The organism is Bacillus sp. AK031 (genome assembly GCF_053903065.1).
Genome location: NZ_CP096424.1, coordinates 506,065 through 518,508, shown reverse-complemented (window position 1 = coordinate 518,508; position 12,444 = coordinate 506,065). Strand labels below are relative to the sequence as shown.

12 protein-coding genes and 1 riboswitch are annotated in these 12,444 nt (G+C 43.7%); of the genes, 2 read left to right on the top strand and 10 right to left on the bottom strand.

All coding sequences use genetic code 11. The features are described from left to right. Positions 1-81: 81 nt before the first annotated feature. On the bottom strand, positions 82-423 hold the full coding sequence (locus M1E09_RS02355) for a DUF1048 domain-containing protein (protein ID WP_456273300.1): 342 nt from the start codon (positions 421-423) through the stop codon (positions 82-84). A gap of 1 nt (position 424) precedes the next feature. Then, positions 425-763 (bottom strand): PadR family transcriptional regulator, encoded by a 339-nt coding sequence (locus M1E09_RS02350; protein WP_456273299.1) that lies wholly within the window; start codon positions 761-763, stop codon positions 425-427. A 536-nt stretch (positions 764-1,299) separates the two neighbouring features. On the opposite strand from M1E09_RS02350, the gene M1E09_RS02345 reads away from it, so the two are divergent. Further along, positions 1,300-1,614, top strand: a complete 315-nt coding sequence (locus M1E09_RS02345) for a hypothetical protein (RefSeq protein WP_456273298.1) — start codon at positions 1,300-1,302, stop codon at positions 1,612-1,614. 666 nt (positions 1,615-2,280) lie between these two features. On the opposite strand, the gene M1E09_RS02340 is transcribed toward M1E09_RS02345, so the two are convergent. Both M1E09_RS02340 and M1E09_RS02335 read right to left on the bottom strand, forming a co-directional pair. After that, the gene (locus M1E09_RS02340; RefSeq protein ID WP_456273297.1) at positions 2,281-3,258 is read right to left on the bottom strand and encodes an HD-GYP domain-containing protein; all 978 of its coding nucleotides are present in this window, start codon (positions 3,256-3,258) and stop codon (positions 2,281-2,283) included. A gap of 256 nt (positions 3,259-3,514) precedes the next feature. After that, the gene (locus M1E09_RS02335) at positions 3,515-4,732 is read right to left on the bottom strand and encodes a PDZ domain-containing protein (RefSeq protein ID WP_456273296.1); all 1,218 of its coding nucleotides are present in this window, start codon (positions 4,730-4,732) and stop codon (positions 3,515-3,517) included. Positions 4,733-4,929: 197 nt separating this feature from the next. On the opposite strand from M1E09_RS02335, the gene M1E09_RS02330 reads away from it, so the two are divergent. Continuing rightward, a complete protein-coding gene (locus tag M1E09_RS02330; RefSeq protein WP_456273295.1) occupies positions 4,930-5,472 on the top strand; it encodes a DUF402 domain-containing protein in 543 nt (180 codons plus the stop codon). A gap of 32 nt (positions 5,473-5,504) precedes the next feature. Here M1E09_RS02330 and M1E09_RS02325 read toward each other — a convergent pair whose 3' ends face one another. From M1E09_RS02325 to M1E09_RS02300, 6 genes are all read right to left on the bottom strand, one after another. Then, entirely contained in the window at positions 5,505-6,947 is a 1,443-nt protein-coding gene (locus M1E09_RS02325) for a S41 family peptidase (protein ID WP_456273294.1), read from the bottom strand. A gap of 147 nt (positions 6,948-7,094) precedes the next feature. Next, complete coding sequence (metX, locus tag M1E09_RS02320) at positions 7,095-8,135, bottom strand: homoserine O-acetyltransferase MetX (protein WP_456273293.1); 1,041 nt, start codon at positions 8,133-8,135, stop codon at positions 7,095-7,097. Positions 8,136-8,138: 3 nt separating this feature from the next. Further along, positions 8,139-9,437: an O-acetylhomoserine aminocarboxypropyltransferase/cysteine synthase family protein gene (locus tag M1E09_RS02315; RefSeq protein WP_456273292.1), complete on the bottom strand. Its 1,299-nt coding sequence runs from the start codon at positions 9,435-9,437 to the stop codon at positions 8,139-8,141. A 116-nt stretch (positions 9,438-9,553) separates the two neighbouring features. Next, positions 9,554-9,668: riboswitch (SAM riboswitch) on the bottom strand. 90 nt (positions 9,669-9,758) lie between these two features. Beyond that, positions 9,759-10,889: a trans-sulfuration enzyme family protein gene (locus M1E09_RS02310; protein ID WP_456273291.1), complete on the bottom strand. Its 1,131-nt coding sequence runs from the start codon at positions 10,887-10,889 to the stop codon at positions 9,759-9,761. 217 nt (positions 10,890-11,106) lie between these two features. Next, a complete protein-coding gene (locus tag M1E09_RS02305; RefSeq protein WP_456273290.1) occupies positions 11,107-11,691 on the bottom strand; it encodes a redoxin domain-containing protein in 585 nt (194 codons plus the stop codon). Next, positions 11,684-12,271 carry a hypothetical protein gene (locus tag M1E09_RS02300; protein ID WP_456273289.1) on the bottom strand — a complete coding sequence of 196 codons (588 nt, stop codon included), beginning with the start codon at positions 12,269-12,271 and terminating at the stop codon, positions 11,684-11,686. The genes M1E09_RS02305 and M1E09_RS02300 overlap by 8 nt, the downstream gene beginning before the upstream one ends. Positions 12,272-12,444: the final 173 nt, after the last annotated feature.

Here is a 12,444-nt window from a genome sequence, read left to right as displayed (position 1 = left end):
AAGGTGGCAGTTCTCATTTATTGCCAACTATTCAGTCGTAAAAATCTATTGAATTACTTTTCTAATTCTTTTATCATTTCGTCATTCATCCCGAACAATAGCATTGTTCAACTTTTCACGATATTTCTCCTTCCAAGTCTTCGCGTCCTTCACCAGTTCTTCACAGAAAGAGGCAACGTCCTCACCCACAAGCTCAGTCACTTTCTTGCCTTCCGCTGCACCTTCTTCAAAAAGATCGAGAATGCCGCCAAAAATACGACTCATGTCCTTCCAGTCAGTGAGACCACCAACAGACCACATATATTTTTGGATAGCTTTGTAAGCGTTATGGTATTCAGTTGGAAGTGCCTTTGCGCGTGCCTCCATCGCCTTCCATTCCCGTTTGTCATTTAGATTCCCAATAAGTTTCTCAAGAATGTTCATTTTACCTTCTCCTTTTGATTTCTTTTATTTTTAGTTCGTTCATTTTGCTTGAGATAAAATTCCATTTCCCCCAAAAAATTTCAAGATGCTTTTGACCAGCAGCGTTGAGTGTGTAAAATTTGCGCGGCGGGCCCACAGTGGATTTTTTTTTCTGGATGTCCACTAGATTGTGTTTCTCCAACCGCATGGTAATCGTATAAACTGTGCCCTCCACTACATCAGTAAAGCCAAGTTCTCGAAGCTGTTGCGTGATTTCATAGCCGTAAGTTTCGCCACGACTGATAATCTCAAGCACACAACCTTCAAGTACTCCTTTGAGCATTTCTGTAATGTTTTCCAATTTTATCACCCATTTAAATTAAATTTAATTTTTCAGTACACTACACAAGAGGTAATTAGTAATACTTATTACTGGTATATAGTATAACAAAGTAGTATTACTGTCAAGAAAGATTCTTTTCTTCGCTTCTATTACTTTTACTTTAACCTATCTATCTTCTTAAAAGTTTGTGAATGCTTTGCTACGTAGTATTTATCCACTCTTTAATAATGTGATGTTCAATTAAATGGCCCTTTAGTGGAATATGAGACTATTTATGGCTTTTTCAATAGTGTTGTTAATACTTTTGTGTCTTTTTACAAGATTGTATTCATTATTGTGTCAAAGAAATCACACAATAGCACTGACTGGTTACTATCTATTAAATACAGTAATACCGATTTCTTTTGATTCTGTACTTTTGTGTCGCTCGTTACTATTTAGTGGTAAAAAAGGTGGATTATAAAAAAGAAGAATGAAAGTCAGCTATTAAAAACTCCGAAAGAAAAACCGAAAATAAATATAATACTAAATGTTAACAGAAGGGATAGAACACATTGAGAAAACCCATTCAAGAAGATTTTAAGTACAGGGTGAGAGTAACAGAGATATCAGATCAACCCTTTTTGGGTCCAAAGGGAGCAAAATATTCTGTCAGATATGAAATTAGAGGAGATAAAACTGAGGGAAGCTACATTATGTACTTTTCTGAAAGGCTTGTACCTTTGAGGAGAGACTATAGCAATAATTACGGAATGGGGCACGAATCAATTGAAAACTTTATTAGACCTTTTGGAAAGGATAGACCTACGGCCAAAAGGGAAGTAGCAACCATTTTTGATATTGTTCGCAAAGAATACCCTGTATTTTAAATAGATAGCGCAGTGAATCCACTCTCTTTTATAGATCTCTGTCAAGAAGATAATATAAACCAAGCTCTTCGTCTCTCTTAAAGACATCTAACTACCGGGCTGTTGTATAATTGGACTTTTTTATTATAGAATTTCTTATGGTGATCTACATAACATTCTCCTGTCACCTTGAGGACTAAAACATTTATCTATTGATAGATTTTAGCCTCAGAAAGGATGCAGGTAAGCCCATAATAATAAGAAGTATTCCAATAGCTTGTAGGGGATAGCTAACGAAAGGCGGGAGACCTAATTGGGGAATTATTGTGCATGATGGAACACCGATAGTAAGCATTAATATTATGTATAAATCAATTTTATTGCTGTTGTTCTTATTCATCTCTATCTCCTTTGATAAATTATTATAATAAGTAAAAAAACAATATAGGACCGACTGTTTAAATTAGCATAAAGTAGAGCCTATTAACACAGATTGTACAACAAATTCAACTTAATCAAAAGGGAATATCCCAATAATTAAATTGAGATAATCTCCTTTCGATTCATTAACTTCATATACTAATTCAATACCTGCGTCTAACCTTAATCTTTAAAGCTAATCTATTATTGAGCTTACTTAGAATTCTATGAAACTTTTTTATTATCTTCCAATAACAATTTTGAACTCTAATTTATCACCCTTGTGATTAAAGTAGTGTGAGATTCAGCAAGATCGACCACTTCCCCGCTATTTTTATAACGAATGATTGGCCTATGCAAATGGGATTTCAACGCAATAACGATCGCTTCCTCACCGTCATTTAATTCTACTTTGGTACCCGGTGCGTAGGAAGGAATACTATTCACGAAGGAATGAACAACGTTTTCTTTATACTCCACTCCATTTTTGCTCATGATTAATTCTAGGACTTCATCTGGATTTACTTTTTCTTTAGAAGTTAAGTTTTCATATAAGTTTGCTATTGCACATATCTGAGGGAACTCAAGGATTTCGTTACCTGATAAACCTCTTGGATATCCTTCCCCTGTCATTACTTCATGGTGCTGATAAGCTATATGTGCAGATAATAAGCTGATTTCCCGGTTATCACGGATAATATCAAAGCCTTGCTTAGGGTGGTCTTTCTCGTTTTGTGACTGTGTTTTCCCAATGTCATGCAGCAAGGCTCCTACAGCCAGGTCTCTCAGCTTCAATCCATTATAATTGAGCTTCTTCCCCATCTGTATAGAAACCAAAGCCACATTCACAGCATGTGCATATTCAACTAATTCTTCAGAAATGGAACTTGAGGGAATTAGAATGATTATTTTTCGTCTTGATAACTCATGAATTAGCTTTCCAACAGCATTGTTAATTGCATAAGCATTTATTCTTTTTTTATTGCGAGCATCATTAAAAGCTTGTTGCACGGTTTCAATTGTATCCATCCAGGTAGGCATATCAAGCATTTCATCTAAGGTAATCCCTTTGGATTCTGCATCTTCTACTACTAAAGTAGAAATTCCCATTTCAGAAATTCTCTTTAGAAATGTGGGGTGGATCGTACGACCGGCTGTCAGCAATATTCTTCTCATCCGATCATAAATTGGTTTGGCTAATTGCATTGTTTCCTGTTGATAATCTGATATGTCAATAAATCTCATTTCTTGCCTTCCTTTATTTTTTGATGTTTTGGAAAGTATCATGAATTGGCACTTTCCACCCTGTTGTTGACAAATCCTGGTCTATGGGTTTCTAACCTCTACTAGCTGTAAATCTTTGTGAACAGAACCTTCCCCTATTCTAAATTTCAAGGAACAGATTCAAAGAATGAGGTCTGTATGCATCGCATCACTTATCCATCCGAGCAACTCATCAAACATTTTGTTTCACTATAGGTCTCTATAAGAAAGATTGAGACTATTTATAAGAACTAACAAAATGATAGCCGACTTTTGATGACCATTCACGGTCTTCCTCAACGAACACAATCCCAAGTTCATGGTGATCGCCTTCATAAAGAGCGCCTTGTGCAAAGCGGATTTGTCCGTTTGTATCAATCACTTCCAATTTACAGTAGGCACGGTTGTTCTGCAGAGCTTCATAAAACTCAGCCTCTGTCTGGACGCGGAATCCATTCACTTTAGAGATGATTTCCCCGGAGACAAGTGACATCTTTTCGGCTGGCGAACCTGGCAGGATTGCCAAAATCATCAGCCCTTGGGAATTTCTTGAGAAGAAGTAAGACCTTTCACTATCCTGGACACGCTGCCTGTAGGCCATCCACTCTCTCCCGATGACTGCAATGGCAGCGCCGGCAATGGAAATCACCGGAGCAAAGAATCCTGCTACAGCAATTGTCAGTACAAGAGCACCCAGCCAGAAAACCCGGTTTCCAGTTTCTTTGATGCTGATTTGCGGAAGTGTGCTTCTGACAAGCTGCCTGAATCCGAGCAGGAATGGGAAAAGGATGATTGAATAAGTCTGTGACCCTATTGTAAAAACAGGCCACCAGCCCCAAGGCATATCCAGTGTCCCTATCGGCATCAGAAGGAACATCGGCACAACCCACAGCTTCTTCCCTTCCTGCGCTCCGACCTTAAGCCCGCGCGAACTTTTGATTAATCGGGGTGAAGTCTTCTTCCACGCGCTGTGGCTGATTAAGACACCTTCAATCAACAGCAGCGTCCCCAGCAATACGACAACAGAATTCAACAGCCCTTCATTCAGCCGTTCGAAATATGTATGAAAAAATGGCATTTCCAGCTTAAAGTAATTGATAGCCAGAAGGATGAAATAAGATATTCCGACAGTAAACGCCGGTGTCAGCAAACGGAAGTTAAATGTAAGAGCCAGAAGCATCGTAACCGCTCCTATCAATAGCAAACCTCCAAAAGGAATGACCAGCCCCGCACCGATCGTCAGTAAAGAAAAACCGAGGCCAAGCAGAATTCCGAGGGGAAATAAAAACCGAATCTCATGATAAACATCGAAAATCCTTGTATGCAGTTCCCGCCTCTCCCGCTTTACCCGAAAGAAACCACTACCAAAAGCAAGGATCACCGCGAAATAGATCAGCGGATTCACAAACAGCTTGCCGCTTGCTTTCATGATCTCTATAAGCCAATGCTGTAACAATGGTCTTCACCATCCTCAACGTGTTAATCTATTCTATTATTTTAACAAATAGCCACTGTAAAACCTATTTATTTTTATAAATAGAAGACTACTAAATTTTCCAGTACTTCGACAATAATAGTTTTTCCCGGGAAATATAAAGGAAATTGCAGAGAGCTGGCGAATGGATATGTGAAGGATGTCGGGAGGAATGTCAAATGGATGTCGTCATTTTTTGGAATCATGTCGGAAGAGAGCATGGCGGCCTGACCTATACAAATGATATCAAAAAAAGCAGCGAAGAAGAGGTTGAAAAAGCCATTCAGTTAAAAGAGGAACGTGCTCTCAGCATGAAGGAACCAAATCGCTTTATCAGAATTAATTCTTCTACCATTCTCGAACTGCCTCCACTTGCCTCTTCGAAAAGATTTATCATCATCTATATGCTGGATAAAAGATTGCAATTTTCCTACGGGTTCAAAAGCTCGCATAATGGGTGGCTGATTGACATCGTCCAGTATGAAAAGAGGCAGGAAGACCTCATTTGTGTCCATGATCTGTTGATTGATATCCGGGTATTCGAGGATGGAAGCTACCATGTGATTGATATGGATGAGTATTATGGAGCCTATGAGGCAGGAGCTGTTTCGGAGGAGCAGGCTGGGCATAGTCTGAAGGCTCTTGCTTATATTTTGGAAAAACTGAACCGCAGGGAAGTTCCCAGCTTTGAAATGCAAGAACTTAAGCAGCAGTATTATTAAAAGGCCTGGAGTGAACTCCAGGCCTTTTACTGTTAATTCAACCTCTTCAAATAATCCAACGCAGCCTTCAACTGCACATCATTCTTCTCATCTTTCACCGCTTTATAGATCTCTTCCTGAAGCTTCCCGGCTGTCACACTGTCAATCTTTCCATTTGCCACCAAATTATGCTGCTCTTGAAACTCTTTAACCGCCGCTTCTGTTGAACTGTTGAAGTAGCCGTCATTCCGGCCTGGCTTGAAGCCAAGCCCTTCCAGCATCAGCTGGGCATTCTTTACTTGCTCGTTATTCATTTCGGCCGTCAGCGGCTTTTCTGCTTCTAAAGGATGGGCATAGAAGTAAGAAGGCTGTTTGACCTGAATGTCCGGCTGGATGCCTTTTTTATGAATCCAGTTCCCTTTGGGTGTGAGCCATTTGAACATCGTCAGCTTGATGTTGCTTCCGTCCCCCATCGGGACCGGCTGCTGGACCGTTCCTTTTCCGAACGTTTTGGTACCAATCAAAGGATAGCCTCCCGCTTCCTTCAATGCCCCTGCAAGAATCTCAGAGGCTGATGCACTCCCCTCATCGACAAGTACGGTAATCGGATATGCCTTCCTCTGCTTATTTTCAGAGAAATATTTCATCGTCTCACCGTTGCGCTCCTGGATTTGCACGTATGGTTTTTCCTCTGTCACCAGTTCAACCAGCATTTCATTTACACTCGACAACAGTCCCCCCGGATTGCCACGGACATCGATGACAAGCCCTTCGATACCTGTTTCCTCCATTTCCGCCAGCTGCTTTTTAAAGTCTTTCGCTGTATTTTCAGAGAAGGATGAGACCTCAATGATACCGTAATCTTTGCCGTTCTCTTTTTTAATATCTGAGTGGACTGTTTCCAGAGGGATTTCATCTCTTTTTACACTTACCTTGATGGGATTGGTAACCCCTTCTCTCATAACCTCCAACTCGACACTGGAGCCTTTCTCGCCGCGAATCTTCAATGTGGCTTCATATAAATCCAAGCCGACAATGCTTTCCCCGTCCACTTTTAAAATTTGATCATTAGGCCGCAGCCCTGCCTTTTCGGCTGGAGAGTCCTTGAACGGTGCAACAATCAGAAGCTTCCCGTCCATGACCGTCACTTCTGCCCCGATGCCTTCAAAGGAAGAGCCGAGGGAATCGCTGAATTGCGAGGCAGTGCTGGCATCCATGTAGACAGAGTAGGGGTCGCCGAGAGTATCAAGCATTCCCTGGATTGCACCTTCCACCAGCTCTCCCTTGTCCACTTCCTCTACATATTTGTCCGCTATCAGATCGTAGGCAACCTCCACTTTATGCAGACGGTCCGTTACCTGGCCCGAGTTATCCGCGGCCCCTTCTTCTGCCTTGCTGTCAAATGAATTCAGTAAGTCCATTCCGCCGTACATTCCCCCGGCACCTGCCAAAAGGGATGCGACGGCTATTATAATCACGCCTTTGCGCTGCTCCATTCTGTCTCCTCCCTATATATCACCTTCATTAGCATCCTTTTAATCTTTCGGATAAAAAAGACACCACACAAAAAATGCTTAGAAGCGGTGCGATGTCTTTGCTATTGAAACTATATGCCGGTGAGGGACAAGTTATGAGTCATGGAGCTAACTTTCTAAATGGGTTTTTATGAGGCCTCCCCATTTTTCAAATTCAGTCAGAAAACCATCATGCCCGAATAAGGTTTTTACTTCATAAAATACAGATCTCGGAACCAGGTCTGCCAGTTCTTTGATGAGTGAAGGCGGGTAAATTAGATCTCTAGTAAAACCGAGAGAGATAAGCTCCCGTTGAAATTGTGAAGCCGCCTCCCTCCAACCGCCCCGGTCCCTTCCGATGTCATGGCTGTTCATGGTTTGGAGCAAATACAAATAACTGTTGGGATCAAACCGCTTTGCCAGTTTTTCACCCTGATAGGCAAGATAGGATTCCACCTGGAACACCTTTTCAGAGGCTTCAGCCCGCTGGAATCTTTCATTAAAAAGTTCAGGAGACCGGTACGTGACCATTCCGGCCATCCTTGCCACCCGCAGGCCCGCTACATCTGCTGCATCTTCATAATGGCCATCCTTCCAGTTGGGGTCAGAAGTGATGGCTGATTTACCGATTGCATTAAAAGCAATTCCGTAATCAGAAAAATACGGCGTGCTTGCCAGCATGAACACTGTTTTAACGAAGGCAGGATAAAGCAGGCCCCATTCCAGAGCCTGCATCCCTCCCAGCGAACCTCCAATCACGGCATGGAGTGAGGATATCCCAAGTGTTTGGAGTGCTTTATACTGAGAATGCACAATATCACGGACGGTCACCTGCGGGAAAGCCATCCTGTAAGGCTGTCCTGTGTCCGGATCTTTAGACAGTGGTCCTGTCGACCCGTCACACCCACCCAGAACGTTAAACGTCACCACCAGGTATTCTTCCGTATCGATATATGCCCCGGGACCGATCAGCCCTCTCCACCAGCCAGGCTGACCATCCGTCCCCACACTAAGGTGGCTGCCCGTCAAGGCATGGCAGACAAGAATGACAGGTCCTTCTTGATTGCCGCAAATCTCATAGCTGAGTCCAGCATCCATGAGGAGTCTGCCGCTTTCAAGTATGAGATTACCTACCGAAACATTCCCTGTTTCATAGATTGCTTTTTTCATAAATCAGACTGAAGCTGCCGCTGCCGTCGCTTTTTGGATTGCCTGGTCAAGGTCTGCCGTTAAATCTTTTACCGACTCCAACCCGATCGACAGCCTAATGAGCGCTTCGGTTACACCCGTCGTTTTCAGGTCTTCACTGTTCAGCTGCTGGTGGGTGGTTGATGCCGGGTGGATGATCAGTGATTTGGCATCACCGACATTGGCAACGTGGGACCATAATGTTATATTGTCTATCAACTTTCTGCCAGCCTCTCTTCCGCCCTTGATGCCAAAGTTGACGATAGAGCCATGTCCATGCTCTAAATATTTTTCCGCAAGAGTGTTGGCCGGATGGTTTGCCAGTCCAGGATAGCTGACCCAGTCAACAGATGGATGATTTTCCAGGTAACGGGCAATTTCCAGGGCGTTGCTGTTATGCTTGGGAACTCTAAGGTGTAGCGTTTCAAGCCCTTGCAGCAGCAAAAACGCATTGTGCGGGCTCAGGCAGGCACCAAAATCACGCAGGAGCTGGACGCGCAATTTTACGGCATAGGCCGCCTCGCCAACATCAACATATTGAAGCCCATTATAGCTGGCATCCGGTTCTGTAAACCCGGGAAACCTAGGGCTGTTCCAGTCAAACTGGCCGCCATCAACAATGACACCGCCGATTGCCGTACCGTGTCCGCCGATCCACTTCGTTGCCGAATGGATGACAATATCTGCTCCATATTGAATCGGCTGGCAGCCATATGGCGACGGGAAGGTATTATCGATAATCAGCGGAACACCCTTGGAATGCGCGATATCCGCAACTTTTTCAATATCCAGCACATTGAGGCTCGGATTGCCGATCGTTTCTGCAAATACCGCTTTCGTGTTTTCGGTTATCGCATGGCGGAAATTTTCCGGGTCGGTGCTGTCAACGAACTTCACCTTGATTCCGTAGCGAGGAAGAGTCACAGCAAACAGGTTGTAGGTCCCGCCATATAGTTTTGACGAGGCAACAACTTCATCGCCGGCACCCGCCAGGTTCAATATCGCCAGGGAAATCGCTGCCATTCCGGAAGACACCGCTACGGCTGCGACTCCTTTTTCAAGCAGGGCAATCCTTTTTTCAAAAACATCCACAGTCGGGTTTCCGATCCTTGTATAGATGTTACCGGCTTCACTTAATGAGAATAAATTCTGCGCATGTTCAGTGTCGTTGAATACATACGATGTGGTTTGATAAATCGGAACGGCTCGTGAACCTGTAACAGGATCAGGTTCCTGTCCTCCATGCAGCAGTAATGTTTCCGGATCGAATTGATGGTTTGTCATACTAACTTCCTCCTCTTATTTAAATAAAAAATTTGACACTGGATCGGGAAGAGGAATTTTCAACATGAAAAAGCCCTCTCCGCTAAGAAGAGGGCTTGAATAGACATCGGCTCCTCCTCTTATCTTCCAGACTTCGTGAGCCTGTAGGATGTAGCACCTTTTTCAAGCAGGTTCTGCTTGAAGGTTGCCGGGCTTCATCGGGCCTATTCCCTCCGCCGCTCTCGATAAGAGTTATCGAATTGCTTATGAAAAATTTATATGCTGTATGTGTTGGATTATAACCAACTATTTCGCCAAGGTCAATGATTTTTCAGAATATTTTTATTTTGATTTGTCCACTGCAATTTTGAAGGCCTGGATAATATCCTCTGCATCTTCAATGCCGACGGAGATGCGGACGACTTGCCCGTTCACACCGATTTTCGCCCTTGCTTCCGGGGAGAGTGCGCGGTGAGATGTACCTTGAGGATAGGATACTGTCGTCTCCACCCCTGCAAGTGTCGGAACAATTTTCACCCAGCTCAAGTTTGTGAAAAACCTGTGGATATCGTTTTGCTCTGCAAGTTCGATGGTGACGATGGCGCCATTCCCTTTTTCGGAGGCATTTTCCGGATAGTATACTGTTTTAACACCCTCATGGTTCTTCAATGCACCTGCTAACCTTTGGGCATTTTTACACTGCTGCTTCATTCTGAGGGCCAAGGTTTTGCAGCCTCTCACTGTCAGCCAGGCTTCATGCGGGCTTAGATTGCTGCCAAGGTTGACGACTTTCAGCCTTGCCTTTTCAATCAATTCTAATGAGCCTACTGTTACACCTGACGTAACATCACTATGGCCGCCGATATATTTTGTTGCGCTGTGGGCGACGATATCCACACCTTCCGTGTAAGGCGCCATAAGGTATGGGGTCGCAAATGTATTGTCGATCATGGTTTTCAGGTTATGCTTTTTCGCGATGGAGATGAGTGTGCCGATATCCTCCACCCGCAGAAAAGGATTGGTGATGCTTTCACTGTATAACAGCTTCGTTTCCGGAGTGATGCTTTTTTCGATCTCTTGAGGATCGCTGAAATCGACAAAAGTGGTTGTGATGCCGAACGACTGTAATTCTTCTTTTAACAGATGATAAGTGCCTCCATATATATCTTCTGCTGCGACGATATGGTCCCCGCTTTCAGCAACGGCGAGAATGCCTGCGAGGATTGCCGCGAGTCCCGAGGAGGCGGCAACTCCATCCGGTGCGCCTTCAAGTTCTGCGACCAGTTTGCCCAGTTCATCTGTATTCGGGTTGCCTGAGCGTGTATAAAGATAAGGCGATTTTCCTTCATAAAATCCTTCCAGCTCTTCAAGGGAAGAAAACGTGAAAGCGGAGGTTTGATAGATCGGTGTCGTTTTGCTGTTGATATCGCGTTTATGTAATGTGCTGTGTACAACTTTCGTGCCAAAATTCATGATGAACCCCTTCCTTTTAAATCCTTTTCCCTTCATTATACGACAAGAAATTGCGACTGTCAGTCTTTATCGAATTAACGCATCACCGCGCGAAGAGGGACTGTCCCTTTTAGTATGGCAACGCGTTAATGCATGAAAAGGGACTGTCCCCTATTGCGCATTAACGTATTAACGCAGCATAGGGGACAGTCCCTCTTAGTGCTTTAGAGGAGTAAAGTCAGTCCATTGATCGCACCATTTGGATCATCATTTCTTTGTTCATGGGTCCGAGGATTTTGTGCTGGATGACGCCGTTTGTGTCGATCATGTAGGAGGTGGGGATGGTTTGGGCCTGGTAGGCAGTTCCCTGTTCTCCTTCTTCATCCAAAGGGATCGGGAATGTCAGACCATACTCCTCAACAAACTCCTGGACAGCTTCCTTGCCATTATCAATTGTCGAAAGATTCACCGCCAGCATTTCGACATTTTCTCTTTCATGATACTGTTCATAGTACTCTTGCATATGCGGCATCTCCGCTTTACAAGGAGGGCACCAGGTCGCCCAGAAATTCAAAATCACTTTTTGCCCTCTGTAATCGGAAAGCGCGACCTCTTCCCCCTCCAACGTGGTCAACGTAAAATCCGGGGCGGTGTCTCCTTTATCCAGGCCTTCACTTCCGAATTCCACTTCCAGCCCTGACTCGAGTTGTTCCGCCACCTGTTCTTCCATTTCTTTTTTTGCATTTTGATTTTGAACGATATTGGCAACAAACAAGCCTATCAGAACACCGACAAGCCCGAACGCCAAAATTTTCTTACTCATGAGCGTCCCTCCCGAATCTATTTACAACCAGTACTCCAATCGTTATGACCACATATGCGAAGCTCTCCGTCGAAAACCATCCGCTCTGCAAGAAATTAACCAATAGCTGTATGCCGGTGAACACCAGCAGCCAGATTTCCTTTTTCCCCATCTTCAGAACCAGGTAAAACAGCCCCAGCCCGACAAGAAGATTTCCGGCATCCAACAGAGAAGTGTTATCCGCTAAATACCCTGCCGCTCCTTCATATACAAGAACGAATAGAATCCACGAACCAAACAGATGCTCTCGCTTTCCTTTTAAAAATATATAAATCAGGGCCATGGCTATCCCTAACCAGAAACCCTTCACCCCTCCATAATAATAAATGACGGACAGAGGCTGCCTGATAAAAGCAGAGAAATCAAACAGGATGAAGCTCAGCTTCCAGGTCAGGATGAACCAGAACACACTGTTGCCGAACCATTCATTTGCCTGTTTGCCATCATAAAGTTTTAAAAAGATGCCTGTCACTGCAAAAGCAATGACGACGGCTCCCCAGACAGAGGGAAACGTGAAAGCTCCTATGCTGTACCACTTCAAAGGTTACACCTTCCTGACTGCGTGCGATTTAAATCATTTCCCTATCATAATACCAGCAATTACCCACCCATTAGCAACACAAAGTTTGAACAAAGACAAAATCATTCTTTATAACCATTAATTACATAACCAAGTAAATCTTGTGACACTCTATATACAACAGGGGGTGAAAA